At 52.5% G+C, this 25,193-nt stretch carries 21 protein-coding genes and 1 tRNA gene; 17 read left to right on the top strand and 5 right to left on the bottom strand.

What is annotated here, in order from left to right; translation table 11 throughout:
* The first annotated feature begins 11 nt into the window (after window positions 1-11).
* The gene (gene ppk1 / locus OO017_RS14955; RefSeq protein WP_266053389.1) at window positions 12-2,129 is read left to right on the top strand and encodes a polyphosphate kinase 1; all 2,118 of its coding nucleotides are present in this window, start codon (window positions 12-14) and stop codon (window positions 2,127-2,129) included.
* Window positions 2,130-2,229: 100 nt separating this feature from the next.
* Here the strand turns inward: ppk1 and OO017_RS14950 are convergent, their stop codons facing one another.
* Complete coding sequence (locus OO017_RS14950) at window positions 2,230-3,267, bottom strand: DUF6268 family outer membrane beta-barrel protein (protein WP_266053387.1); 1,038 nt, start codon at window positions 3,265-3,267, stop codon at window positions 2,230-2,232.
* Window positions 3,268-3,346: 79 nt separating this feature from the next.
* Window positions 3,347-7,159: a BamA/TamA family outer membrane protein gene (locus OO017_RS14945; protein WP_266053384.1), complete on the bottom strand. Its 3,813-nt coding sequence runs from the start codon at window positions 7,157-7,159 to the stop codon at window positions 3,347-3,349.
* 396 nt (window positions 7,160-7,555) lie between these two features.
* Here OO017_RS14945 and OO017_RS14940 point away from each other — a divergent pair, with 396 nt between their 5' ends.
* The 4 genes from OO017_RS14940 to OO017_RS14925 all read left to right on the top strand — a co-directional run bounded on the left by OO017_RS14940 (window position 7,556) and on the right by OO017_RS14925 (window position 10,104).
* Window positions 7,556-8,755: a Pycsar system effector family protein gene (locus tag OO017_RS14940; RefSeq protein WP_266053382.1), complete on the top strand. Its 1,200-nt coding sequence runs from the start codon at window positions 7,556-7,558 to the stop codon at window positions 8,753-8,755.
* A gap of 64 nt (window positions 8,756-8,819) precedes the next feature.
* Window positions 8,820-8,894: transfer RNA gene (locus OO017_RS14935), tRNA-Arg, on the top strand.
* 225 nt (window positions 8,895-9,119) lie between these two features.
* A complete protein-coding gene (locus OO017_RS14930) occupies window positions 9,120-9,644 on the top strand; it encodes a GNAT family N-acetyltransferase (RefSeq protein WP_266053381.1) in 525 nt (174 codons plus the stop codon).
* A gap of 121 nt (window positions 9,645-9,765) precedes the next feature.
* On the top strand, window positions 9,766-10,104 hold the full coding sequence (locus tag OO017_RS14925) for a hypothetical protein (RefSeq protein WP_266053379.1): 339 nt from the start codon (window positions 9,766-9,768) through the stop codon (window positions 10,102-10,104).
* 75 nt (window positions 10,105-10,179) lie between these two features.
* Here the strand turns inward: OO017_RS14925 and OO017_RS14920 are convergent, their stop codons facing one another.
* Window positions 10,180-10,560 carry a T9SS type A sorting domain-containing protein gene (locus OO017_RS14920; RefSeq protein WP_266053378.1) on the bottom strand — a complete coding sequence of 127 codons (381 nt, stop codon included), beginning with the start codon at window positions 10,558-10,560 and terminating at the stop codon, window positions 10,180-10,182.
* A 170-nt stretch (window positions 10,561-10,730) separates the two neighbouring features.
* Here OO017_RS14920 and OO017_RS14915 point away from each other — a divergent pair, with 170 nt between their 5' ends.
* From OO017_RS14915 to OO017_RS14900, 4 genes are all read left to right on the top strand, one after another.
* Complete coding sequence (locus OO017_RS14915) at window positions 10,731-11,849, top strand: NAD(P)/FAD-dependent oxidoreductase (protein WP_266053377.1); 1,119 nt, start codon at window positions 10,731-10,733, stop codon at window positions 11,847-11,849.
* 142 nt (window positions 11,850-11,991) lie between these two features.
* A complete protein-coding gene (locus OO017_RS14910; RefSeq protein WP_266053376.1) occupies window positions 11,992-13,119 on the top strand; it encodes a type III polyketide synthase in 1,128 nt (375 codons plus the stop codon).
* The gene (locus OO017_RS14905; protein ID WP_266053375.1) at window positions 13,094-13,801 is read left to right on the top strand and encodes a methyltransferase domain-containing protein; all 708 of its coding nucleotides are present in this window, start codon (window positions 13,094-13,096) and stop codon (window positions 13,799-13,801) included. The genes OO017_RS14910 and OO017_RS14905 overlap by 26 nt, the downstream gene beginning before the upstream one ends.
* Before the next feature lie 33 nt (window positions 13,802-13,834).
* Window positions 13,835-14,014: a hypothetical protein gene (locus tag OO017_RS14900; RefSeq protein WP_266053374.1), complete on the top strand. Its 180-nt coding sequence runs from the start codon at window positions 13,835-13,837 to the stop codon at window positions 14,012-14,014.
* 86 nt (window positions 14,015-14,100) lie between these two features.
* On the opposite strand, the gene OO017_RS14895 is transcribed toward OO017_RS14900, so the two are convergent.
* Complete coding sequence (locus OO017_RS14895; RefSeq protein ID WP_266053373.1) at window positions 14,101-15,003, bottom strand: histone deacetylase family protein; 903 nt, start codon at window positions 15,001-15,003, stop codon at window positions 14,101-14,103.
* A gap of 533 nt (window positions 15,004-15,536) precedes the next feature.
* Here OO017_RS14895 and OO017_RS14890 point away from each other — a divergent pair.
* The 3 genes from OO017_RS14890 (at window position 15,537) to OO017_RS14880 (ending at window position 17,703) form a co-directional block, all read left to right on the top strand.
* Complete coding sequence (locus OO017_RS14890) at window positions 15,537-16,160, top strand: porin family protein (protein ID WP_266053372.1); 624 nt, start codon at window positions 15,537-15,539, stop codon at window positions 16,158-16,160.
* A gap of 171 nt (window positions 16,161-16,331) precedes the next feature.
* Window positions 16,332-17,051, top strand: coding sequence for a YceI family protein (locus OO017_RS14885; protein WP_266053371.1), 720 nt, complete (start codon window positions 16,332-16,334; stop codon window positions 17,049-17,051).
* A 109-nt stretch (window positions 17,052-17,160) separates the two neighbouring features.
* Complete coding sequence (locus OO017_RS14880) at window positions 17,161-17,703, top strand: DUF6992 family protein (protein ID WP_266053370.1); 543 nt, start codon at window positions 17,161-17,163, stop codon at window positions 17,701-17,703.
* A gap of 719 nt (window positions 17,704-18,422) precedes the next feature.
* On the opposite strand, the gene OO017_RS14875 is transcribed toward OO017_RS14880, so the two are convergent.
* A complete protein-coding gene (locus OO017_RS14875; RefSeq protein ID WP_266053369.1) occupies window positions 18,423-18,980 on the bottom strand; it encodes a type 1 glutamine amidotransferase domain-containing protein in 558 nt (185 codons plus the stop codon).
* 212 nt (window positions 18,981-19,192) lie between these two features.
* On the opposite strand from OO017_RS14875, the gene OO017_RS14870 reads away from it, so the two are divergent.
* The 5 genes from OO017_RS14870 (at window position 19,193) to OO017_RS14850 (ending at window position 25,009) form a co-directional block, all read left to right on the top strand.
* Window positions 19,193-21,664, top strand: coding sequence for a TonB-dependent receptor (locus tag OO017_RS14870; protein ID WP_266053368.1), 2,472 nt, complete (start codon window positions 19,193-19,195; stop codon window positions 21,662-21,664).
* 63 nt (window positions 21,665-21,727) lie between these two features.
* Window positions 21,728-22,909 (top strand): PepSY-associated TM helix domain-containing protein, encoded by a 1,182-nt coding sequence (locus tag OO017_RS14865; RefSeq protein WP_266053367.1) that lies wholly within the window; start codon window positions 21,728-21,730, stop codon window positions 22,907-22,909.
* 132 nt (window positions 22,910-23,041) lie between these two features.
* Window positions 23,042-23,536 (top strand): TlpA disulfide reductase family protein, encoded by a 495-nt coding sequence (locus OO017_RS14860; RefSeq protein ID WP_266053366.1) that lies wholly within the window; start codon window positions 23,042-23,044, stop codon window positions 23,534-23,536.
* Window positions 23,537-23,574: 38 nt separating this feature from the next.
* Complete coding sequence (locus OO017_RS14855; protein WP_266053365.1) at window positions 23,575-24,207, top strand: thioredoxin family protein; 633 nt, start codon at window positions 23,575-23,577, stop codon at window positions 24,205-24,207.
* A 409-nt stretch (window positions 24,208-24,616) separates the two neighbouring features.
* Complete coding sequence (locus OO017_RS14850) at window positions 24,617-25,009, top strand: hypothetical protein (RefSeq protein WP_266053363.1); 393 nt, start codon at window positions 24,617-24,619, stop codon at window positions 25,007-25,009.
* Window positions 25,010-25,193: the final 184 nt, after the last annotated feature.

Genomic DNA, 25,193 nt, shown 5'->3' with positions numbered 1-25,193 from the left:
CTAGTACATTGATGGAAAAAGAAAAAGACAAGAAGCCGAAAGCGAAGTTAGAACCGCCCTACATTAACCGGGAACTGAGCTGGCTGGCTTTTAATTATAGAGTACTGCAGGAGGCCAAAGACAGAAGCGTGCCCCTCCTGGAGCGCATCAAGTTCATGGCCATTTTCTCGTCTAACCTGGATGAGTACTTCAAAGTGCGCGTAGCCACGCTTAAACGCCTGATAAAACTAAAGCCCAAGACACGCAGCAAGCTGGACGAGGAACCGCAGGAAACCCTGGAACAGGTACTGAAGGAGGTGCACCGGCAACAGGAGGAGTTCGGGCAGGTGTTCCGCGATGGCATACTGGCCGACCTGCGCACGCACGACATCCATATGCTAACAGAGCATGACCTGAATGCAGAGCAGGAAACCTGGGTGCACGACTACTTCGAGGAAACACTGGAGCCGCTGCTGCTACCCATCATCCTGGACGAGACCGAAACCCACCTCTTCCTGCGTGACCAGACAGTGTACCTGGGTATAAAAATGTGGGACCCGATAGCGGAAGACTGCAAGCCAGAGCGCTTCGCCATGATGGAAATCCCAACCAAAAAGCACGGTAGCCGTTTCGTAAAGCTACCTACGGTAAACGAGCATCGCTATGTGATGTTTATAGATGATGTGATACGCTTCTGCCTGCCAAAGCTGTTCCCACAGTATAAGTCCTTTGCCACTCATGCGGTAAAAGTATCCCGGGATGCTGAGCTGGACATTGAGGAGGAAGTGTCGGGCAGTTTGATGGCTAAGATCCAGAAGAGCCTGAAAAAACGTGAAACCGGCTACCCGGCCCGCCTGCTCTACGACCCTGAGTCACCGCAGGACCTGCTGGACATGATGATGGCGCACACGGGCATAACCGAAGAGGAGCTGGTGGTAGGAAGCAAGTACCACAACTTCCGCGACTTTTTCGGTTTCCCGGATTTTAACCTGCCCGAACTCAAGTATAACCCACAGCCAACGCTCGTACATCCGCAGCTAGAGAAGGAGCCAAGCATACTGGCCGCCATGAAGAAGCAGGATTACCTGGTGCATTACCCCTACCAGTCGTTTGAGTACGTGCTGCGCCTGTTCGACGAGGCCGCCAGCGACCCGAAGGTAACCGCCATGAGCGCCACGCTCTACCGTGTGGCCGACAAATCCAAAATAGCCAAGGCGCTGGTGAAGGCCGCTAAAAACGGCAAGCTGGTAACGGTAGTGGTTGAGCTGAAAGCGCGCTTCGACGAGGAATCGAACATCTACTGGGCTGGCAAACTGCAGAAGGCCGGCGCCAATGTAATTTTTGGCATACCCGACTTAAAAGTGCATTCCAAACTAGGGTTGATTACCCGCAACGAGCAGGGCAAGCTGGTAAACTATGCCTACCTGAGCACAGGAAACTACAACGAAACCACCTCTGCAATATACGCTGATCACGCCCTCTTTACCTCCGATAAACGCTTGACGAAAGATGTGGAGCAGGTCTTTAATTTCTTTATCGACCACCAGACCGATAAGAAGTTTACGCACCTGCTGATGGCTCCCATTAACATGCGCCAGGGCTTTGTAAAAATGATAGAAAGGGAAATAAAAAATGCGAAGAAAGGCCTGCCCGCAAGTATGATTCTGAAGATGAATGCGCTGCAAGACTCCCGCATGATCAATAAGCTTTACGAGGCCAGCCAGGCCGGTGTGAAGATACAGCTGCTGGTACGCGGCATTTGCTGCCTGGTACCGGGCCAGAAAGGGCTTAGCGAGAATATTGTGGTGCGCAGCATCGTGGATCGCTACCTGGAGCACGCGCGGGTCTACATCTTCCACAACAACGGCGACGAGAAACTGTACGTTGCCTCCGCCGACTGGATGACCCGAAACCTGAACCGCCGTGTGGAGGTTGCTTTTCCGCTTTACCAGCAGGACCTGGTGGAGCAGGTGCGCCACATCATAGACCTGCAACTGCAGGACGATACCAAGACCCGCTCCATTGACAACAGCTACCTAAAGCCCGACGCACCGACTAATGTACGTTCCCAGTACGCCACCTATACTTACCTGCGCGAACTGGCATCAACAGACATGCCGGAAGCCTGTGAGCCGGAGGAGAGCAAATAGATAACCGCCGCCACATTTATACTTTATAACAACAGAAAAAGGCCGCCCCTGCTACAGCAAGTATAGTAGGGGCGGCCTTTTTTATACTTGTAATTGGTTATCAGTCTTTCTCCAGGAACTTTCTGGGCGGCACCAGGTATAGCTCCACCCCCACATAACCGGCCCCGGCCAGGTCATTGGTGATCAACTCGTCCGCAGACCCCACTTCATCGTAAATACGGTGCCTGTAGTACTGCCGGAAGCCTCCCTCTACGGCAAACCACAGAAAATCGTATATCTCACGCTCCACACGCAGCAGACCTTTTATATCAGTGCGGCGCAACTCTATCTCATTAAACTGAGAAAGCGACGTCTGGTCAGCAAATATGTCGTAGCTGGCTCCCTCCAGGCGGTAGCCGGCGTAAAACAGTGTCTTTTCATTCAGGTTGTAGCGTAGCCTGGCATTAGCCGGAAAGATGGACTCTACCCCCCATTGCGGGTTAAAGGTGCGGTTGTACAGGATACCCGGGTAAACCCTTTGCCGCCCAAAAGTATAGCCCCACTGAAAGCCAACACCAATGGCGTAATCAGGCGTTTTCTTCCATCCGTAAGCCACGTCTACAGTTGCCTTAAAATAGTCTGATATGTTGATGTCGTCACGTGTGTAATCTCCGTTAAGCTCGCCTTTGATGCGGATCAGGTAGAAGTTGCGCTGGTTTAGCGAGTGCAGGTAAGCCGCCTGCAGGCCTATGCTTTTCAGGTTTTTATCCTCCAGGTAGCGGTAGAGGTCATAGGAGGCTGGGGTCAGGTTCTCGAAGTTAAACTCTTCCAGTTCATAGTTAACACCCACAATAATCTTTGTCTGTGGTTTGTTTAAGACAGGGGCCAGGGCGCGAACCGAGAACTTGTTGTGGCGCTTGATGTGCCCCTCTCCGTTGCCAAGCCTTGGATCATCCGACTCCGACTCTATGTCGAAACCGGGGAGGCGCTCATAGCTGATCACCACGCCCCGGGGCTTGCCCATGCCACGCACGCCCGGCGAGGCGTATTCATCCAGTTCCTCCAGTAATTCTGTTTCCGGCACCTGTGCCTGCACCTGCCAGGGCGCAACAAAGAGTGCCATACTTAGTAGTATGGTGAGTAAATTTCCGAATTTCATAGTTTTATAGTTTACGTAGGGGCTATTTTAAACGGGTACCCTTCCCTTATCAGGTTTATACTTTTAATTCGGGTTTGTGTTAGAAAAAGAACCCGTAATTTAACATCCACAGTTTTTCATCATCCCCTACAGAGTAGCTCAGCGACAGCACGGTGCGGTTCAGCAGATCCAGCCAAACCCCGCCGCCATAGCCCATGTGCAGCCCCCCGAAGAAAGACCCATCCGGCTCACCGTCATAGTATACCCGGCCGGCATCCAGCAGCCCCAGCAACCCGAACTTGCCGGGCGTTAAGTATAAGTTGTAGTCGAGCAGGTGCAGGCGTGCCTCGCCGTTGGCAAACACGCTACTGCGGCCGGCAAAGCGTGTACGGCGGTAACCACGCAGGTTCTCAGTGCCCCCCAAGGTGTTGGCCTGGTAAAAGCGATAATCGCCAAAGTTGTGCGCCGCCCCGAACCGGCCGGCCCAGGTAAGCTTGAACGGGAAATTAGGTGTGATGTAAAAGCGGAATTCTGAGCTGAGGTTGGTATAATGCAGCTTCTCGCCACCTACCTGGTGGTTATAGCTAAGGGAGTTATACCAGCGCATGCCTATGCGCGGGTTAGCATCGGTACTGCCGCCGCCGAGCACCTCCAGGTTAAAAAATGCTTTGGCACCTACGTAGTGCTGCACCTCAAACTTGCCCGCTTCGGCATCATAGGTACCCTCCTCCAGCAGCCCGGCCCGGGCCTGGTCCAGCAGGAAGTTCTCTCCACCTGGTGTTTCGATCTTAAACTTATCGTAAGTCGGCCCGATACCGATCTTCACGAAGGCGAAAGGCTCCCGGAACAGGGAGGCGCCCAGTGAAAGGCGTTCGTAGCGTACGCGATAGTAGCTGTCGCTGGTGCCCGGTGCCTGCTCGGTTTCGTTGCCCAGTCCGTAAAAGTTTCGCTGAAACTGCGGTCCCTGCAGGTGGGCGTTCAGGCCCAGGTTCCAGTATCCTAACACGTTTCGTACATCACCGGTATACTTTACATTGTAGGAGTTGGTGCGGAAGGCGTAGTTGGCCTCCAGCAGGTGCTCCGAGGCATAGGGATCCTTGCGAAACTTCTGGGTACGCCAGAGCACCCCGGCCCCCAGAAACACGCCATCCTCCACATTGTAAGCCACCGAGAGGCGCGGCCCGATGTAAGGCAGCTTGTAGTTGCCGCGGTCATAGAGGTTGATTTCCTCGTCCGGCTCAGTCTTATCCTTGGTCTCACTGCCGAAGTTGAACTGGTTTCCTTCCTCCGTGTCGTATACCACAGTGTGCTTCTTCAGGCCACCCACATGCGAGGAGTCGGTGATGATGTCCTCGTCGTTACCACCTATAATCCGGACGATGATGCTCTCATCCACATTGCCAGTCACCAGAAACTCGTCCTTGCCATCCATGCCGTAAATGCGCACTTCCTTTGACTCGCTTGTATAGAAAGTGCGGTTGAAGATCTCCTCCCGCACCTCGCCTTCTTTCGAGGTTTTATACCCTACCACCTGCATTTCCTGGTTGTTGAGGCGGTTGATGAGAAACTGCTCATGCTTATCGCTGCCGGTAATGTCCACGTACTGCGCCAGGAAGTCATAGTACCGGGCGGCGGCCTGCGGCAGCTTCTCGCGCCTTGCCCGCAGCTTGGCCGTAATCTCATCCGCAGAGATCGCCTGGATAGGCTCCGGCCACTCCTGCACCGCACGCGCTATTACCTCGTCTGTCATACTTTGCCGGATGTCCTCGGCTATTTGCAGCCACTCCTGCCGCGTTACTTTGGAGGTAAAGGTGCGGTCCAGGGTGATGCCGCTGAGGTTCAGGCCCACCACATCCGGGAAATCATAGCCGAAGTTCTGGATGTTGCGGATGCCCCACTTGCGCGTTACCAGCCATGGCAGCACACCATCAGCCTTAAAAAAGGCCTGGTCACGGTCTTCGGGCACAGGCGTGTACAGTTTGCCTTTGCCGGGCTTATCCTCCTCCACCCAGCGCCACTGCCCCTCATGGCGGTCCCAGTCGCCGATGAGCATATCAAAAAGCCGCGCCCGCACATACTCCCGCTGGTCTACCTCGTTGTCGTTGTCCTGCTCCAGTTCCTCCAGCACCTTATCGGTACCTACCAAGTTTTTGGCGTACCCCAGGCTGGCGGTTTCCTCGTGGTTTTCGTCGGCATCCTCCTCCAGGTAAGCCAGTGTGTTGCTAAACTCATCCTGGTACTGGCGCAGGTAAGGTGTGTTAGGGATGTAGATGAGCCGGGGGTTTGTGTGGTACACCCCGGCAGCGTCGGACAGGGGTGGTATTATAAGTGCCCCATAAGGGTGCTGCGCTGAGATCTGGTCCTGCAACAGGGTACGGGCAGCAGTCTCGCGCAAGTATGGAGGCAACGACATGGTAGGGTCTTTATCTACGGTGCGCAGGCTGTACTCAGTGGCCTCCGGGGTGCGTACTTTTAGTGCCGCTGTCTGCTTGCCGCCGCCCTTCTGGTAAGGGGTTAGCCCTCCCTGTTCGGTCTTCATGTCCAGCAGCGGCACCTCTATAGGTGTTGCCCACTCCTGGCGGTAGTGTTTGCCCAGCAGGGTTCTGCGCAGGCCGCCGTTTCTGTAGTTCGGGTTAGCCGCCAGCGTGATGGTGCTGTCAGCGTAATTGGTGTCGTCCTGCGGCCGCTGCCGCTCTTTGCGGGGCTTCTTGGAGTAGAGCAGGGTACGGTATGTGATCTTGCCGGTCTCGCCCTCTCCTTCCGGGGCCCAGAACTCCGCCCATACTTCGCCGTTCTCGTGGTAGGTGGTTTTCACAAAGCCTTTTATCTTTTGCGCATAGTCTGCCCCGCCAGGTTTCACGAAGTCGGTTTTGCAGCCGGAGCCGCTTACAATGTGCGCCAGGTTGTTATACTTAAAGTACTGCAGCGCATGCTCGTGGCCCGCCGCGTATACGATGTTGTCATACTTGTTAAAGATATCGAGCAGGCCCTGTATGTATGCCTGGTAGCGTGGGTGCGGAATGTCTTGCAGAATGCCGCCATACTTGCGGGCAAAAGGGTAAATGGAACCGATAACGGGCAGGGGCAGGTACATCCACTTGCGGAGCATGGTGAGCGGAAAGAGGTGGTCCCGGAGGGTGAAGAAGCCGCCGTGCTCCCCGCGTGTCATCAGCGGGTGGTGGCCCACTACCAGAATATCGCTGCCGCTGTTCTTCTCAATGATATCCTCCAACTTTACCAGCATTTCGCCCTCGGTGGCGGAGCCGCAGTTGCTGTTATCGCCGTAAGGCCTGTCGAAGGGGTGCAGCCACCACTCCGAGTCCAGCGCGATCATCACCAGGTCATCGCTTAGCCTTACCTCGTAGGGGCCGGGGCAGCCATTGCCGGGCACGTAAAAGTCACCGCCCACCACGATGTTCTCGTCTGTCAGGTACTCGTTTACATAGCGCTGTTCCCGCATCACGTATTGCAGGCCGCCACGGCCACTGTGGTTCCAGTCATGGTTGCCGGGTATCATATACTTCTCGCCCGGGTAGCCCTTCAGGATATCCAGTTGAGCCTTTAACCGGTTCTCCGACACCTCACGGTCATACTTGTTCTCTGGCGGAAGGCCGTTCATGTACACGTTGTCTCCCAGGAAGATGGTGGTGCTGTTCTCGCCGGTCTCCATCATCATCTTGCGCATGAGCTGCAGCGAGGGTTCGCCGTTCAGGTTAGGCGCCCCCACATCCCCGATCAGGAACACGGTATAGAGCACATCGTTGCCGGGGGCAGGCTGGTCCTGCTCCCAGGTAAGGGCCTCGCCGCTGTAGTGCGGCTCAGTAGAGATACAGGCTGAGAGAAGAAGGCTCAGCAGCACACACCAGCCGTAGCGCACCAGCAGTTGATGTGTTTGCTGTAATGACTTGATCATAGTATCGTTAGCTTAATATACCTGCCAGTAAGGCGCACACTGCCGAACATGCCGGTTTGCCGGCAGCCCGCAAAGTATAACTGTATACGCGGGTGTTGCCAAAGGTGAGGCCGGTACGGCACTGCGGTTTCCGTTTATACTTATTCACCCACAGCCTCACACTTGCGCAGTGGTTGCCACAGGAGCGGCAGAATTGGAATTCATAAACGAGACCGCCCCGCTTTTAGTTGTTACCTTACTGTATACTGACTGATACCCCCGCAGTTACCCTGTTTCACTAACAAAAAACGCCTTTTTACCGTAACCGCAGATTACGGAGTGCCACACAGCTTGCACTCAGCCGCCGGGCCATACTTTACCGCAATTTGCGCACCCGGCGCTGCCACGAAACCAATTATGGAAGATCAGACATTTATCAAACAAGCCGGCGAGTACGTCTTCAGACTTTTTAAGGATAGGCTTTCTAAAAAGCTCGTTTACCACAATTACAAACATACCTTCGAAACGGTGGCTGAAGCCCAGGACCTTGGCCAGCGCAGCAAACTTACCCAAGACCAACTGCAGGACCTGGCACTGGCAGCCTGGTTCCATGACACCGGCTACGTGAGCACCTACGATGGGCACGAGGAGGAGAGCGTGCGCATTGCCACCGAGTGGCTGCAGGAAAACCAATACCCCCAGGAGCGCATCGAGCTGATTGCTGATATGATTATGGCTACCCGGCACAACAAAGAGCCTGAAACGCTGCTGCAGGAGCTGTTGGTGGATGCCGACATGTCTAACATTGGCAAGGAAACATTTTTTGCCACGGCCGAGCTGCTGCGCGTGGAGTGGGAGATTTTCCGGGACCGTTTTTTTACTGACGGCGAGTGGGAGCAGTTTCAGATGGATTTCCTGCTTTCAACTACCTTCCATACCAACCAGGCGCAGCGTAAGTTTGCCGCCCAGTTGGGCCTGAACATACAGGAGCAGCGCAGCCGCCTGAGCAAGGAGATCGAGAAGAAGAAAAAAGAGGAGAAAAAGAGCAAGAAAACACTGGCCCAGCCCAAGCGAGGTATCGAAACCATGTTTCGAAATACCTACCGGACGCACCTGAACCTGAGCGCCATCGCAGACAACAAGGCCAACATGATGATCAGCCTCAACGCCATCATCATCTCCGTGATCATCACTTACCTGAGCGCCAAAACCTCCACCATCGGCACCGACTATGCCACGCACCGCACGTTCCTTATCCCGATCGGCATTCTGCTGCTCACTACGCTCGGCTCGGTGGTTTTTGCCATTATATCGGCGCAGCCCGAGGTAACCAGTTTCACGTTCAAGAAAAAGAAAGACCAGCGCCTGGACACCCGCAAGGTTAACCTCCTGTTTTTTGGCAATTTCACGAACCTGCCCCTCGAGGATTTCCAGAGTGGCATGCACGACATCATGCGCGATAAGAAGTCGCTGTACAACAACATGATCACCGATATTTATTACCTGGGGGAGGTTTTGAGCCGCAAGTATAAGATCCTGCGCATCTCATACACTATCTTTATGGTGGGCCTGGTGCTTACTGTCATGGGCTTTGTGTTTGCGGTAGCCACCTCCTGATGGGGCCTGTTTGTTTTTATGGTGGATAATGCTGTAAATTCGCCTTGCCAAAGTATAAACCACTGGCCCTGTAGTTCAATGGATAGAATAGGAGTTTCCTAAACTCTAGATCCAGGTTCGATTCCTGGCAGGGCCACCATAAAAGCCACTTTCAAGCAAGAAGAGTGGCTTTTTTATTTCTCCTTCGGTTAGCTCCAAATCCAACGTGGCACACAAAAGTGTGAAATCTACTCAAAGCCTGTTCGTTATTAGCTATACACCTACATTTACTCTAAACCGACATACAAAGAGTGTCAACCCTTAAGGCAACTACTTTTATGTTTGTGTTAGCGGAAAGCTTATAAAACCAAACACTCTAATAAGAATGGCAAATATTGACATCAAACGAGTTACGCAAAAGGATATTGAACAACTGCAAAAAATTGGCAGACAGACATTTTTAGAGACATTCTCAGCTGGAAACACTGAGGAAAATATGGAGAGATACTTGGAGGAAGGTTTCTCTATAGAGAAATTGACTGCTGAGCTCAATAACTCAAACTCAGAGTTCTATTTTGCAACACTTAACGATAATGTAATCGGATATTTAAAAATCAATTTTGGGCAATCGCAGACAGAGTTAAAAGACGACAAAGCCCTTGAAATAGAACGGATTTATGTTTTAAAAGAATTTCATGGAAAAGGTGTAGGGCAGGTACTTTATGAAAAGGCAATGCAGTGTGCAAGGCAGAGAAGCATAGACTATGTCTGGTTAGGTGTTTGGGAAGAAAATCCAAGAGCAATAAATTTCTATAAGAAGAACGGGTTTGTTCAGTTTGACAAGCACATTTTCAAATTAGGTAATGACGAACAGACAGACATCATGATGAAATTACAATTGAACGATTAAGAGCATCTGGTAACATAAGAAACTGCTTACTCTATTGCCCACTTTTTCATACTTTTATCCTGCTTTTGTAACAATATAACCGAAATTACATATATACAGGCAACTTGCGCATCCTGATCTCATGAAAAACCTTTACCTCATCACCCTTGCCGTTTTTTGCCTGAGCGCCTGCTCCGGCAGCGGCGACTATGCCCATGAGGAGGAGGCTACAGTAGCCAGCGAAACGGGGCAGCCAGCGCCCTTGCCCGCCGATGTTATTTATGTTGCCAGACCCCTTATCAGCGGCAAACTCTACAGCCAGCCAGACTTTGAAGCCGGTGCCATCGCCTATTTCGACACAACACAGCGCATATTTGTACTCGACACATCCAATGCCATGTTTGTGAAAGCCCGCATTCGCCAGGATACTTCGCAACACACCGGCTTCGTGCCTAAAACCATACTTCCGGATCGGGAGTAACCATACCCAAGGGCAAAAGAAGAGCGGCAGCCCCTTTACAAGAGCCGCCGCTTCTATAGCTTCGTTAACGCTGCCTTACTTTATCACCACGCGCCGCACGGCACTGTAGTTATCCGCCTCCAGTTTCACATAGTATAAACCCTTCGCATGCCGGTCCAGGTTAATGGTTTTGCTCAGCTTAGCATCATCGCGCTTCAACGTTTCGCGGTATATCTCGTTACCGATAACATTCAGGATAGTAAGTTCCACCTGCTGTGCATCAAGGTTTGAGACAGAAATAGTGAACACGCCGTTGCTCGGGTTAGGGTAAATGGCCACATCCTCATCCTGCACGAGGCCAAGTGGGTTTTTATCTGTTTGCTGCTGCGTGGCCTGCACCTGCACAGGTGGTTTGGCCTGCGCCTGCACAAACAGCACAGTGAAACATGTAAATAGGGAAAGTATAATTTTCTTCATATAATTCGTTGGTCGAGATTCTTCTATAATGTACTAGACAAAAGTCGTTCCATTTATTAAAACGCTTGGCCCGTATTTTTGTTCGTGCAATATACACCTTAAAAAGGGGTTGTTCACCAAATTTACCGTTGCAAATTTGTACAAATTTTATTTTATAAAGAAAAGTAGGCTTGATAAAAAAAGATGTTGTGGTAATAGGCGGCGGATTGGCCGGCTTGGTAAGCGCCCTGGGGCTGGCAAGGGCGGGGCTAGAGGTAGCGCTCGTCGAAAAGAAGGCGTACCCCTTCCACAGGGTGTGCGGGGAGTATATTTCCAATGAAGCACTGCCTTACCTGCGCCGGCTTGGGGTGCAAATAAGCACCCTCAGCCCTGCCCGGATCAGCCGCTTTATGCTTACCTCCCCCACCGGAAAGACCTTACAAGCCAAATTGGATTTAGGCGGCTTTGGCCTGAGCCGTTTTACCCTCGATAACTACCTTTATGAGCTGGCGCAGCAGCAGGGCGTAAGCGTTATGCAGCAGCAGGCGGTGCAGGAGGTCAGCTTTGCAGACGATGAATTTACAGCACAACTGGCTAATGGGAAAAGTATAAAAGCACGTGTGGCCATCGGCGCCTTCGGTAAGCGCTCCAACCTCGACCGCCAACTGCAGCGCAGCTTCTTCCGGGCACGCTCGCCTTACCTGGGCGCAAAATACCATGTAAAGTATAATTTCCCGCGCGACCTGATCGCCCTGCACAACTTTGCCGATGGCTATGCCGGCACCTCGGCCATCGAGGACGGCAAGTACTGTTTCTGCTACCTCACCACCCGCGACAACCTGAAAAAGCACGGCTCCATACCTGCCATGGAGCAGGCCATACTTTACCGTAACCCGCACCTTCGCCAGATTTTCGAGGAGGCCGAGTTCCTGTACCCGCAGCCCGAGGTCATTAATGAGATATCCTTTGCCACTAAAACCTGCGTGGAGAACCACATGCTGATGTGCGGCGATGCGGCCGGCATGATAACGCCACTCTGCGGAAACGGCATGGCCATGGCGATACATGGAGCCAAAATAGTAACCGACCAGGTGCTGCTATACTTTGCTGGAGACCGCAGCAGGCAGGAGCTGGAGCAGCACTATACTTTGGCCTGGAAAAAGCAGTTTGCCGGGCGCCTGCGCCTGGGCCGCACCGTGCAGCAACTTTTCGGTGGCCCGCTGCTGTCGGAGGCGGCGGTGGGGCTGCTGAAACTGGCGCCTCCTGCGGTGCAGCTCATTATGCGGCAGACACACGGCAGGCCTTTCTGAGGCTATACCTGCGGCTGCCCACATCTTATAGCCAGCCGCTTCCGTACTTAAGTGCATGTTTCGTTTTCCGTGTGCAATTCATCATCGGCATACTTTCTCCTGAAACACATTACACAAAGCTCATACCCCGAACACGTACCACATGAAAAGCTACATTTGCGCCATCGGCACGGCAAACCCTCCGCACCTAATACCGCAGATGCAGGTGGCAGACTTTATGGCCGCCGCCCTGCAGTTTGGCGAGCAGGATACCCGTAAACTGAAGGCCCTGTACCGCATTTCAGGCATTGGGCAACGCTACAGTGTTTTGGAAGACTACACCCGCCAGAACGGCGATTTCTCTTTTTTCCCGAATACCCCAACCCTGGAGCCCTTCCCCACGGTGCAGCAGCGCATGGACGTGTACCGCAAGCACGCTGTAGACTTATCCGAGCGGGCCATTAGAAACTGCCTGGAGCAGGCGGCCCCTACGCAGCTAAGCGACCTCACGCACCTGATTACCGTGAGCTGCACCGGCATGTATGCCCCGGGCCTGGATATTGAGTTGGTAGAGCGACTGGATTTGTCGCCGTGCGTGCAGCGTACGGCCGTGAACTTTATGGGCTGCTATGCCGCCTTTAACGCCATCAAGCTGGCCGACGCTATCTGCAGGGCTAACCCTGAGTCTAAAGTAATGCTGGTGTGCACCGAGATCTGCACTATCCATTTCCAGAAAAACCCGGAGCAGGACCACCTGGTATCGAATGCCTTGTTCGGGGATGGTGCTGCGGCGGTGCTGATGCAGGGGCAGCCCTGTCACGAGGTGAGCCTGGAGCTGCAGTCGTTTCACTGCGACCTGGCCCCGGCTGGCAAGCGCGACATGGCCTGGCACATCGGCGACACAGGTTTCGAGATGACCCTCTCCTCCTACGTGCCCGACCTCATCAAGAAAGGTATAAAGCAACTGACGGAGCGGCTGCTGCAGGGGTTAAAAACGACCGCATCAGAAATAAAGCTCTTTGCCATACATCCCGGTGGGCGGCGCATTCTGGAGGTGATAGAGCAGGAACTGGGCATGAGCCGCCACGACAACCGATTTGCCTACCAGGTGCTCCGCGATTTCGGAAACATGTCGTCGGCCACGGTGCTGTTTGTGCTGAAGGAGCTGATGCAGACCCTGACCCCGCAGGAGCAGAACGAGCCGGTACTGAGCTTCGCCTTCGGCCCCGGCCTTACCCTCGAATCCATGTTACTAAAAGTACACTATGCACATGCTGAGGCAGCGGTCTAACGAGCCGGAGCTGATGGACGACCTGACGCTGAGTGGCGAGGAGCTGCGGCAGAACCTGGCGGAGCTGGAGGTGATCAACAGCTGGCTGGGCGGGCACAAGGTGGTGCTGGATGCGTTGGACAAGCTGGCTGCAAAGTATAAACCGCAACGCCTGCGCATTGCCGACATTGGCTGCGGCGGCGGCGATACCCTGAAAAGTATAGCCCGCTGGGCGCGTGGTAAAAGTATAAAAGTAGAGCTGGTGGGCGTGGATGCCAACGATTTTATGGTGCAGTACGCCCACCGCCAATGCCTCAACTACCCCGAGGTGGAGGTAGAGCAGCACGATGTTTTCTCGGAAGCTTTTGCCCAGCAGAAGTATGATGTAGTGGTCTGCAGCCTGTTTTGCCACCACTTCACCGATGCGCAGCTGGTGCAAATGTTCCGGCAGTTGCACCGGCAGGCGCATCTGGCCGTCATCATCAACGACCTGCACCGCCACTGGCTGGCCTACTACTCCATCAAGTATATCACGGCGGCTTTTTCCAGATCACACCTCGTAAAAAACGATGCGCCGCTGTCGGTGTGGCGAGCTTTCAGGAGACAGGAGTTGGAGGAGTTAGCGCAGCAGGCGGGCGTGCAGAGGTATGAATTGCGCTGGATGTGGGCTTTCCGGTGGCAACTGTTACTGCACAGAGTATAAGTATGGCTCCGGCCACTAAACAGATAAACCTATATGAGCAAACAAACCGTTAACTTCTGGATACTTTTTTCCGTTTCCATCATCCTCTCGGCTATTATCATCTCTGTGTTCGTAAAAGCGCTGAAGGTGATTCTGATGATCGTGCTCACCCTGGCACTGAGCCCCATTATCTATCTCATACTTCGCCTCATCTTCCCAACTAAAAGACGATGATGACAAGCTGCGAAAGCGGGATTAATCAGGATCTTCAGGATTAGAGGGTGTGCAGGATTAAAATTCACTCATTCAGAACTCCCTCATTAAAACCACAGCTGCTGCGCCAGCCGGAAGGTATTGGCATGCGCCTCCACAATGTGTGCGATCTTCTCGGAGTAGCCGCCGCCCATACTTACCGTTACTGGCAGGTTGTTTTTCCGGCACAGCTCCAGCACCGTGCGGTCGCGCTCTTTGCAGCCCTCTATACTCATGCCCAACTTGCCCAGCTTATCTGTGGCCAGCACATCCACCCCCGACTGAAAGAACACGAACTCCGGCTGCACCTCATCGAGCAGGCGCGGCAGGTGCTGGTTGAGCAGCTTCAGGTAAGCTTTGTCATCAGTGCCTTCTTGTAAGGGCACGTCCAGGTCCGACTGCTCTTTATGAAAAGGATAATTGTGGCCGCAGTGCATGCTAAAGGTGAACACGCGTGGCTCGTGCTCAAAGATTTGCGCCGTGCCGTTGCCCTGGTGCACGTCCAGGTCCACCACCAGCACTTTATGTATGTTTTTATACTTGAGGAGGTGGTTAGCCGCAATGGCGATGTCGTTGAGCAGGCAGAACCCCTCGCCACGGTCGGTAAAGGCGTGGTGGGTGCCCCCGGCAATGTTCATCCCGATGCCAAACTCCAGCGCAAACAAACTGGCCTGCACCGTGCCGTTCATGATCACCACCTCGCGCTGCACCAACTGCTCCGAGAGCGGGAAGCCGGTCTTCCGAATCTCAGACGGGGTTAGCTGCAGGTTGTGCAGGCGGTGCCAGTAACTGGCGTCGTGGGTGTCAAGTATAAACCGTTCGGCAAGTGGCTCGGGCGCAAATAGATTTTCATCCGTAATGGTGCCTTCGTACAGCAGTTGCTCGGGCAGCAGGTCATACTTCGCCATCGGGAAGCGGTGGCCTTCGGGCAGGCTGTGGGCAAAAATCTCGGACCAGGCAATCTTCAGCATAGCACAAAACTAACAATAATAAGCCGCTTCATGTTTACCAGAACCAGCAGAAAAGAAATAAAGTCTAATGCAAAACCTAAAGCAGTTTAATGCAATTTTTAAACACCTCTTAGCATATCGTGGATAATTCATGAAACCAATTCAGGTTGTTGCCAGGTAATCCACATTTAGGCCTTTTGGATAGATAAAATGTGGATAACTATGTTAATTACACACGCTTATCCACTATTAGCTGTTGATTCGTTAAAAAAACCACTTCATTTTCTGATATTTTAGTGAAAATCCGAATAAGTGGGGAAATTATCCACACCCCTGATAAATGTTGCCACACCTGATATATAGCTTAATATAACTTTTCCTATTCATTGAAAATCACAATTAAAGAAAATAGCAAACTGCCTGATTAGCAGCACTACTGCTTCTCTTTCATACTATCTGCCGCCACGGTATAACCTCAATCGTAAAATAAAGTATAAACCCTATATAGAGCTCTTCCAACAATGAATAAGAGCATAGACTATAAACTGAAAAACATGAAAAAGATACTATTCGCGGCGCTGTTGCTTTGGTCGGCAAGCGTGTATGCACAGGATGCCGACGTGCCAAGCAGAGTGATGCAGAACCACAACTTATTGAGCCGGTCTCCTAACTCCGGCATTGGCATTAAGGGCGGCGTAAACTTTGCCAGCGTGCATGGCAGCGAAAAAGACAAGTTTGGCGACGTGAACAGCCACACCTCCTTCCATGCCGGCGTTTTCGCCCAGTTCGGCTTAGGCAACTTCTTCTCGCTGCAGCCGGAGCTGCTGTACTCGCGCAAAGGCTACGAGCGCCAGGATTCCGTTTTCAGGATGGATTACCTGGAGGTGCCTGTGCTGGCGGTGTTCAACATCTCTGATAACCTGAGCGTACACTTGGGGCCGCAGGTAGGTGTAATGGTGTCGGCCAAGGTAGAGGACGAAGAGATTGACATGGAGCCCTACAACACGTTTGACTATGGCCTTTCGGCGGGACTGGAGGGTAAGCTCGGACGCTTTAGGCTGGGCACGCGCTACGTGCACGGCTTCGGGGACCTGCGCAAGCAGGACAGCGACGGCAGCAACATTAACGAGGACATCAAGAACGGCGTGATACAGGTATACCTGGGCATTGCTTTCTAACGTCATTTCCCTTGTGTTAAAGTATAAGTATAAAGAGCCGGTAGCCATGCGGGCTCTTTATACTTTAGAAGCCTGCCGGAAGTATAAATTATATCGTTTTAGAGCCTTAAAGCGTACCATTAGGTGAAACTGCGGCCCTTTGGCTGTACTTTATCAACCCAAACGAACTATATGGGCAAGAAAACCCGACACCTGCTACTGCAGCTGGGCCTACTGCTTTTTGTAGCCAGCGCCTGCGACACCACCGTTAAAACTGACAAAGCGGCGATAGGTGATGCCGTGGTGAAGGAAGAGCGCGCGGCACCAACCGATACCTTTGCCGTGGACACAGCCCGTAGCGAGATAACCTGGATCGGGGCGAAGATGACCGGCCGCCACAATGGTGTAATAGACATACAGCAGGGCGAGTTTTATATGACCAACGGCCTGGTAACCGGCGGCAACATAGAGATGAACATGGCCACTATTCGGTCGGCTGACAAGACCATAGATGAGAAGAGCAACCAGAAGCTCACCACGCACCTGCGCTCACCCGATTTTTTTGACTCGGAGCGCTACCCTGGCGCCTCGTTCGAGCTCACCGGCATCGCCCCTTACGACAGCACAACCGGGCAAAGCAGCAACATTACACCAAAGGATAGCGAGCTGCGCGTAAAAAACCCTTCGCACCGCATCACCGGCAACCTCACCATCCGGAGCCAGACCAAAAGCGTATCGTTTCCGGCCCGGGTAACGTTGGCAGACACGCTGCTGCGCGCCAAAGCCAACTTCAACATAGACCGCACCAAGTGGGGCCTTGTGTACCGCTCCGACAACTCCCTGGGCGATAAAACCATCCGGGCCGAGGTAAACATTGGCCTTGATATAGTAGCCATCTCTCAAAAACCCTAACGTGCAGCCAGTTAACCCAAAGCAGCCAGGCATTGCCGGCACAAAGAACAGGGGCTGTATGCTAAACCTGTTTTTTGTGCGTTCCTACTCATAAAACCATCGTGTACAAATGAGAAAATACCTTTACCTGCTTTCCATGTTACTACTTAGCCTTTCCGCCAGCGCCCAGGACCAAAGCCTGAGCCGGCTTAACCAGGGGCAGGCAGATATGCTGGAGACGGGTATGCTTGTGCTTGGCGGCTGGGCCATCCTGAACATACTTTTCAGCAGCTTTAAGCTAACGAAGGCCACGCGCAGCCGCAAGTATTTTTACCAGATGAATGTGTATTGGAACATCGTGAACCTGCTGATTGCCAGCTATGCCCTGTATGTTATACTTTCTAAAGATAACGCCACACTGAGCCTGGCCACCAGCCTGCAACTGCACGACTCGTTTAAAAAGCTGCTTTACCTGAGCATTGGCCTGGACACCGGTTTTATACTTCTGGGCGCCTACCTGAAGGAGCGTTCAGGGGTAGCCATGAACGCAGAGAAGCTACAGGGCTGGGGCCAGTCGGTTATGCTGCAGGCTGTTTTTCTATTGCTGCTGGATGTGGTGCTGGTTGTGCTGCTGGAGAACTACGCTGATCCGCTTTTCAGGATGGTGCAGTAGGAGGCAAAGTATAACAGGCTGATGTGCCTGCCGCCGTTCAAATACGTTTATACTTTGACTATACGTTATACTTGCTCCACTTCTGGCGCAAGTCTCCAGACTTGTGTCCTTTTATGGAGTTGAGTTTGTAACTCAACTGGCTTGAAAAGCCATACTTATACTTTGAGATTATACTTTATACTTCCATAGCCGCTGCTTTCTGCCACTTGACACAAGCTATCCTTTCTTTCAGCAGTTCATCCTCAGTCTTACGAACCTAAAATTTCACCTCTGGCTTTGGCTCCCTCCAGCCCGGGAGGGCTCGTCTTGGGGGTAGGGGCCCTCGATAACCGCATCGCGCTGGGACCTTTTCTTTGCTCGCTGGCGCTTTGCAATCCCGCTCTCGCGGGACCGAAAAACTCCAAAGGCGCTCAACGGAAAGACTGGGAACAGATTCGATAGCCCCCGCTGATGCAACTGGAACCGGACTCCCTCTCCTTAGACAAGGAGGGGCAGGGGTGGGTTTACATCTGCTGAAAAGCTCCCCTCCTTAGACTACCGAGAAACGCGAGTTCGAAGGTAGCGAGCGCAGCTCTGAGGGCATGGGTGGTGGATAATTCCCCTAAGGGCAGGGGCCCTCGGCAAAGAAGGGAACAGGAATGGCTCATACCCTATAGATAAAAGCGAGCCGCACCTTAACCTGTAAGGTGCGGCTCGCAAAGTATAAAGTATAAACCGACCTAGCGGTTGTGCTTCCCTTCGGCAAATTCTTCTACCATTTTCCTGTTAAAAGCCGGGATATCATCCGGGTTGCGGCTGGTTACAAGTCCCTGGTCCACCACCACTTCCTGGTCTACCCACTCGGCGCCGGCGTTCTTCAGGTCAGTCTGTAAAGTATGGTAGCTGGTCATTTTCTTGCCTTTTACCTTGCCGGTCTCAATCAGCGTCCAGGGGCCGTGGCAAATGGCGGCCACAGGCTTGCCGCTCTCCATAAACTTATTCGTAAAAGCTACAGCTTCCTTGTTTGCGCGGAGCTTATCGGGGTTCATCACGCCGCCAGGCAGCACCAGCCCGTCATAGTTATCGGCGTTTACCTCGCTCAGCTTCTTGTCTACCTTAAACTTGTCGCCCCAGTCGGTGTGGTTCCAGGCTTTGATCTCGTTGTTTTTATTCGGGGAGATGATGTGGGCCTCGGCTCCCTCGTCCTTCAGGGCCTGCAGCGGCTTGGTCAGCTCCACCTGCTCAAACCCTTCTTCTACCAGTATCGCAATCTTCTTTCCTTCTAGTTTATTAGCCATTGTTAAGTTTGTTTTTATGGTTCAACATTGTCTCATGTAGATAACGGCTTGGGCTGTGTTTTGTTAACGCTTTCCTGCTGCACCTTCACCCTGCTATCTTCAGCTTTGCTAATATTCTGCGGATTTTATTTGCTGTTCTGAAGCGGCAAAGCTATGTTTGTGCTGTTATTTAAATTTAGTCTAAATAAAAAAAGGCTTTTCAGGGCAGAAGGATGCTCTACAAAAGCCATCCTAAAATCAACCGCTATATGTTTGGAAAGTATACTTTAATAGCGCTGCTGCTCCTGCTCTGCCAGGTGGCCTGGGCGCAACGCATGAACTCTGTAACAGGCAGGGTAATTGGCGACAATGGCCAACCCGTATCCGCAGCCAGCGTGGTACTGGAGAACACCCGCTACGGCACCATAACCGACGAGCAGGGGAACTTCGAGATAACCCGCGTGGCCGACGGCACCTACCAGGTACGGGCCATACTTCTGGGCTTCACCTGCGAGCCACAGCAGGTAACACTTAGGCAATGCAACACGCAGGAGGTTATGCTTTCGCTGAAGCCCAAGGCCAGCCAGATATCGGAGGTAGAGGTTTTCGGGGAAAGGAACAAGCAGCCGGAGAAGCTCGATGCCATCACCCGCCTCCCGCTGAAGCCTAGCGAGCAGATCCAGAGCATCTCGGTAATCTCGGAGAAACTGATAGAGCAGCAGGGCGCGCTGACCGTGGTGGAGGGTGTGCGCAACGTGCCGGGCGTTTATACTTACGCCACCTACGGCGGCGTGCGGGAAAGCATTTCCTCGCGCGGTTTCCGTGGCATTCCAACCCTAAAGAACGGCGTGCGCGTCATGACCGACTTCCGTGGCCAGGGCTTCTCTACGGACATGCAGGGCGTAGAGAGCGTTCAGGTGTTAAAGGGCGCGAGCTCCGTTACCATGGGAGCTTCCACCGACCTGGGCGGCCCGGGCGGCATCGTGAACATCGTAACCAAAACGCCAAAGTTCAAGAACTCGGGCAGCGTGTCGTTTAGGGCGGGCAGCTGGGGTCTGATCAGGCCTACCTTTGATGTGCAGCGCGTGCTGGATAAAAACAACAAAGTGGCCGTGCGCCTGAACGGTGCTTACGAAAACGGCGGCAAATTCCGGGACCACATGAGCAACGAGTCGTTCTACTTTAACCCAAGCGTGGAGTGGCGGCCAAACAACCGCAGCACCCTAACGCTGGAGATGGACTACTTCAACGAGGCGCAGAACATTGATCCGGGCACTGTGAACTTATCCGTCGGCAACAAGGAAAACCAGATCTACGACCTGCCGTCCGACCGCTACCTGGGCTTTGAGTCTGACAAGACAGACCTGAAGCACAGCACCTACACCGCCCGCTACAACTACAACCTGACCAGCAACTTATACTTGCGCGGGGCGCTCTTTAACTCCAACTACAACTCCGACGCTATCAAAACAAACCTCTCGACGCTGAGGGCGGATGCAGAAAAAGGCATCAATACAGAGCAGGTAAACTGGTACCGCCGCTCCATTGCCCATAACTCTACCCGTGAGGATAACAGCACCGTGCTGCAGCTGGACCTGGTGGGCCGCAAAATAGAGACCGGCAAGATTAACCACACGTTTCAGGTGGGCGTGGACTACCGCTACATCGACCTGTTTCAGCCAACTTATAACTCCATTGCCGTAGACGAGATCAATGTGTTCGACCCGGCCACCATCACCCATACGTTGCCGGAGAACCTGCCAGCCTTCGAGCGCACGGGCGGCACGCAGTCATACGATTATCGCTTCGGGGCTACGTTTCAGGATGTGGTGCAGCTAACAAAGTGGGCAAGGTTGTACGGCGGTGTGCGCTACAGCACCAACAAGACCAGAAGCGAAGACGAAACCAGCGCCACCACCGAGTTCTGGAATCCGCTGGCCGGGGTGATGTTTACCGTGAAGGATGGCCTGAACATTTTCGGCTCCTACACCAATAGCACCAACCCGCGCTCTGCCGCTGTGGTAGACGTAAACGGCGATCCGCTTGGTGCCGAGCGCATCGATCAGTTGGAGGCAGGCATAAAATCTGAGTGGCTGAACGACCGCCTGCGCTTCAACTTGACCTTCTACAAGATCAACAACAAAGACATGAACCTGAAGGCCTATACCGTGGATGAGAACGGCACCGTGCTGGAAACCGGCTACTACATTAAAGGCGGCAACGACGAGCGCAAAGGCGTAGAGGTGGAACTGACGGGCCGCGTGCTGGAGAACCTGGAGATCGTGACCGGCTACGCCTACATCGATGCGCAGTACAAAGACCACACGACCTTTGTGCCGGGCTCAGCGCCGAACAACACGCCCAAGCATACTTTTAACGCCTACGCCAACTACACTATTAGCACCGGGCTGCTGCAGGACCTGAACCTGGGAGCGGGAGCCTACTACCTGGGCAAGCGCCCCTACAACGACTGGACCATCGAGGGCGTGCAGTATCACAACATTGAGCCAAACACTGCCCCCTGGCACAACAAGGCTTATACTATCGTGAATGCGCAGCTAGGCTACGAGTTTGAGAAGCACTGGGGCGTGCGGGCGCTGTTCAACAACCTGTTCAACGAAGTGGGCTACGATGCCTACCGCTCTAACTTCATTGATCGTATTCAGCCGAGAAACTTCTCTGGCGTAGTTACTTATAAATTCTAATCCTTAACAAAAACTGCCGACATTTACCGCCGGCAATCTGGCTTATACCATAAATACCACACCATGAAAAAGTATACTTTGCGAAAACTCTTTAACGATGTGCACCTGTGGCTGGGCATTGTCAGCGGGTTGGTGCTGTTTGTAGTTTGCCTCACAGGCACAATTTATACTTTCCGGGAGGAGGTAGAAGAGTTGATGTCCCCGGAGAAGTATACAGTGGAGGTACCGGCCAACGCGCAGCCTGTTGCCACAAACGCACTTATTGCGCAGCTGGAGCAGGAGCTGCAGGGCAAGGTGGTAAGTATAAGCATCCTCGAGGACAAGAGCAGCACCTACAGCGTAGGCGTGGCGCCGGCAGCTAAAGAGGGGGGTAAGAAGGCCGAGGGCGGCAGGCCAGCCACCTACTTTGTAAACCCCTACACCGGCCAGGTGGTGGGCACCCCGGAGAGCGCCACCTCCGAGTTTTTTGGCACCGTTATGCGCCTGCACCGCTGGCTGCTGATAGAGGGCGATGTGGGTAAGATCATAGTGGGCGTGTCTACTATTATTTTCACATTCCTGGTGCTGACGGGCCTGGTGCTGTGGTTCCCCGTGAAGCGTAAGAACTGGAAGCAGGGCCTCAAGATAAAGACCAACGCCAAATGGAAGCGCGTAAACCACGACCTGCACAACACGCTGGGCTTCTACTCCTCTATCCTGCTGCTGATCATGGCGCTTACCGGCCTCTGCTGGTCGTTTGAGTGGTACCGCGATGGACTGAGCAGCGTAATGGGTGCCGAGGTGTTTAAGGGCCGCAAAGAAAAGCCCGCCACCATTGCCCCCGCACCAACCACCGCTACCCCGCAAGACTACATACAGCAGGCTAACCTGCTGCTGCCTCACGCCGGCGACCTGCGCTTATCCCTGCCTGCCGATGATACCACCGCCGTAGTGGTGCAGAAAAGCCAGGCGGGTTTCTTTGCGCTGGCCGCCTCCGACAAAGTGCAACTGAACAAGCATAACGCCGAACCGCTAAAAGTGGAGAAGTTCTCCGACAAGCCCCTGAACGAGCAGGTCGTGTCGCTGATAAAGCCGCTGCACCTGGGCAACGTGTACGGCACCTTCTCCAAGATTCTATACTTTATCGCCTGCCTGATAGCCACCAGTTTGCCCGTTACCGGCACGCTGATCTGGATAAACAAGCTCCGCAAAAAGAAGAAACCGGGCAGGGTTATCCGTACGGGCGCCGCTACGGTAGCCAGTTAAGTATTCAAGAGCACCTCCAACAGCCACGGTTTATACTTTAAGCCGTGGCTGTTGCTTTTATAATCAGCTGTAAATGTTATTTTTAGACACGGACGCACGTATAAAGCTGCTGTATGCGTTAATTACTGTAAGATGACACAGAAACTAAACCTGCTACTGGCCTCGCTGCTGCTTTTGCTGCTAACCGCCACCGCTGCCCCGGCGCAAGATGTGAAGGTTATAAAGTTTGAAGACCTGAAGGCGCTGCGCAAAAACCCCGCCGACACGCTGTATGTGGTAAACTTCTGGGCTACCTGGTGCAAACCCTGCATAAAGGAGTTGCCATACTTTGAGGCGGCTAACCAGAAGTATAAAAACCAGCCGGTTAAAGTGATCCTGGTAAGTATGGATGCCGTGGAGGATGTAGACACGCGCGTAAGAGCCTTTATGCAGAAGCGTGGGCTAAAGTCGGAGGTGGTGCTGCTGGATGAGGTGGACGGTAACTCGTGGATCGACAAGCTAGAGCCGAAATGGTCTGGTGCCATTCCCGCCACCATGGTGTTTAACAACAAGCGCGGGCGTTACGAGTTTCGGGAGGCCGAGATGACAGAGGCAGAGCTCATGGCGCTGATCGAGAAGCATAAATAACGTATCAAATCAGGATTCCATACTTTAAATCAATACCTATGAAAAAACAAAAGCTACCTCTCGTGTACTTTATGTGCCTGCTGTTGGTAGGCGCTTTGCTTTCGGCTGTTCCGGCCTCAGAAAACGGATACCAGGTAGGCGATAAGGCCCGCGACTTTAAGCTGAAGAACGTGGACGGCAAGATGGTGTCGATGGCGGACTTCAAGGATGCCAAAGGCTTCATCGTGACCTTCACCTGTAACTCCTGCCCCTACTCCGTGGCCTACGAAGACCGCCTGATTGAGCTGCACAACACGTATGCGCCCAAAGGATACCCGCTTATTGCCATTAACCCAAACGATGCCAAGGTATCGCCACGGGATTCTTATGAGGCCATGCAGGTACGCGCCCGGGAGAAGAACTTTCCCTTCCCTTATCTGCTGGACGGAACGCAGGAAATCACCAAAACCTACGGCGCCACCCGCACACCTCATATTTACATTGTGCAGAAGCAAACCGACGGCAGCCTGAAAGTGGCCTACATCGGCACCGTGGACGACAACTACAAAGACGCCGCTAAGGCAGAGAAGAAGTATGCCGAAGAAGCACTGAATGAGCTGGTATCCGGCAAGCCGGTAAGCCAGCCCAACACCAAAGCCATCGGCTGCACCATTAAGTGGAAGGAAGCATAGGCCTGATCGGTTTACACAGCCTTTATCCACAGCCCCTGCCAGAGCTTCTGGCAGGGGCTTTTTGTATTCGGAATTATCCGTGTATACTCGAGTATACACGAGTATAAACACGCTTAAACGGATGTAAACTGCACTCCCACTCATGTCAGTTCTCTGCCATAGGCTACAAAACGGCCTGAACAAGACAGAAAAACAGCCATAACAAATTGATAAGCTGAAAATTCTATAAATCTAAATTATTTAATTGCAGTACTTTCTTGTTTGTAGTATATTGTGTTTTGCGGATACTCTGCCCCGATAAACCAGCCGCGGGAGTAACCACCTTCGCATATATGGCAGATAAACGTCATAGTGACGTTTACACAGTAGTTGTGCCGCATTTCTAATTATTAAAATGACTTAAATTCAAATGGATATAGTGTTAAGAAAGAAGATTAGTTATAGTCTCACATACATTATCATAATTGTTGGAATAATTTATCCATTGCGTTATGCTCCTAATACTTTCTTGCAAGCAATTGGTGGCTTGGGAGCTATAATATGGTTTGTGCAAATAATTACTAACCTTATCAAAAGAGACTATATCATATTTGATGGAGAGCAGGTAACCATTAAAGATGGCTTTCGCAAGTGGACCTTTAGTCAAACTGACATTGATTATGTTGTGATAAACTACACTCCCTTCACTAACACATACTTTAAATTAAAAAACGGTAAGAAAAGGCAGTTTGATCCATGGTGGCTTAACAAAGAAGACACAGATAAACTTCACCTTATTTGTTCAAGAATTGAATTTAAATAAAACGAAGCACAACAAAGTTTATACCTTATGCTTCGGCTGATGGCCTCGCACAAGGTATACACGAGACGTTAGGTGGCAAATAAAATCAATGAATTAGAAGCTCAGATGGATTTCATAATAAACATCCTACAAGTTGTCATAGGTATAATAGTCGCTTACTTTATCATTAGGCGATTTGCAGGAA

The organism is Pontibacter anaerobius (assembly GCF_026241195.1).
Taxonomy (GTDB): domain Bacteria; phylum Bacteroidota; class Bacteroidia; order Cytophagales; family Hymenobacteraceae; genus Pontibacter; species Pontibacter anaerobius.
Note: the sequence above shows the minus strand (reverse complement) of the source record. Positions and strands in the feature narration are given on the sequence as shown.

Coding starts and splice junctions, on each gene's coding strand:
- OO017_RS14895 (WP_266053373.1), bottom strand. CDS start 15,003: ATGCTGAAGATTGCCTGGTCCGAGATTTTTGCCCACAGCCTGCCCGAA.
- OO017_RS14870 (WP_266053368.1), top strand. CDS start 19,193: ATGCTCTACAAAAGCCATCCTAAAATCAACCGCTATATGTTTGGAAAG.
- OO017_RS14855 (WP_266053365.1), top strand. CDS start 23,575: ATGAAAAAACAAAAGCTACCTCTCGTGTACTTTATGTGCCTGCTGTTG.
- OO017_RS14890 (WP_266053372.1), top strand. CDS start 15,537: ATGAAAAAGATACTATTCGCGGCGCTGTTGCTTTGGTCGGCAAGCGTG.
- OO017_RS14875 (WP_266053369.1), bottom strand. CDS start 18,980: ATGGCTAATAAACTAGAAGGAAAGAAGATTGCGATACTGGTAGAAGAA.
- OO017_RS14930 (WP_266053381.1), top strand. CDS start 9,120: ATGGCAAATATTGACATCAAACGAGTTACGCAAAAGGATATTGAACAA.
- OO017_RS14880 (WP_266053370.1), top strand. CDS start 17,161: ATGAGAAAATACCTTTACCTGCTTTCCATGTTACTACTTAGCCTTTCC.
- OO017_RS14860 (WP_266053366.1), top strand. CDS start 23,042: ATGACACAGAAACTAAACCTGCTACTGGCCTCGCTGCTGCTTTTGCTG.
- OO017_RS14920 (WP_266053378.1), bottom strand. CDS start 10,560: ATGAAGAAAATTATACTTTCCCTATTTACATGTTTCACTGTGCTGTTT.
- OO017_RS14940 (WP_266053382.1), top strand. CDS start 7,556: ATGGAAGATCAGACATTTATCAAACAAGCCGGCGAGTACGTCTTCAGA.
- OO017_RS14905 (WP_266053375.1), top strand. CDS start 13,094: ATGCACATGCTGAGGCAGCGGTCTAACGAGCCGGAGCTGATGGACGAC.
- OO017_RS14910 (WP_266053376.1), top strand. CDS start 11,992: ATGAAAAGCTACATTTGCGCCATCGGCACGGCAAACCCTCCGCACCTA.
- ppk1 (WP_266053389.1), top strand. CDS start 12: ATGGAAAAAGAAAAAGACAAGAAGCCGAAAGCGAAGTTAGAACCGCCC.
- OO017_RS14950 (WP_266053387.1), bottom strand. CDS start 3,267: ATGAAATTCGGAAATTTACTCACCATACTACTAAGTATGGCACTCTTT.
- OO017_RS14900 (WP_266053374.1), top strand. CDS start 13,835: ATGAGCAAACAAACCGTTAACTTCTGGATACTTTTTTCCGTTTCCATC.
- OO017_RS14865 (WP_266053367.1), top strand. CDS start 21,728: ATGAAAAAGTATACTTTGCGAAAACTCTTTAACGATGTGCACCTGTGG.
- OO017_RS14850 (WP_266053363.1), top strand. CDS start 24,617: ATGGATATAGTGTTAAGAAAGAAGATTAGTTATAGTCTCACATACATT.
- OO017_RS14925 (WP_266053379.1), top strand. CDS start 9,766: ATGAAAAACCTTTACCTCATCACCCTTGCCGTTTTTTGCCTGAGCGCC.
- OO017_RS14945 (WP_266053384.1), bottom strand. CDS start 7,159: ATGATCAAGTCATTACAGCAAACACATCAACTGCTGGTGCGCTACGGC.
- OO017_RS14885 (WP_266053371.1), top strand. CDS start 16,332: ATGGGCAAGAAAACCCGACACCTGCTACTGCAGCTGGGCCTACTGCTT.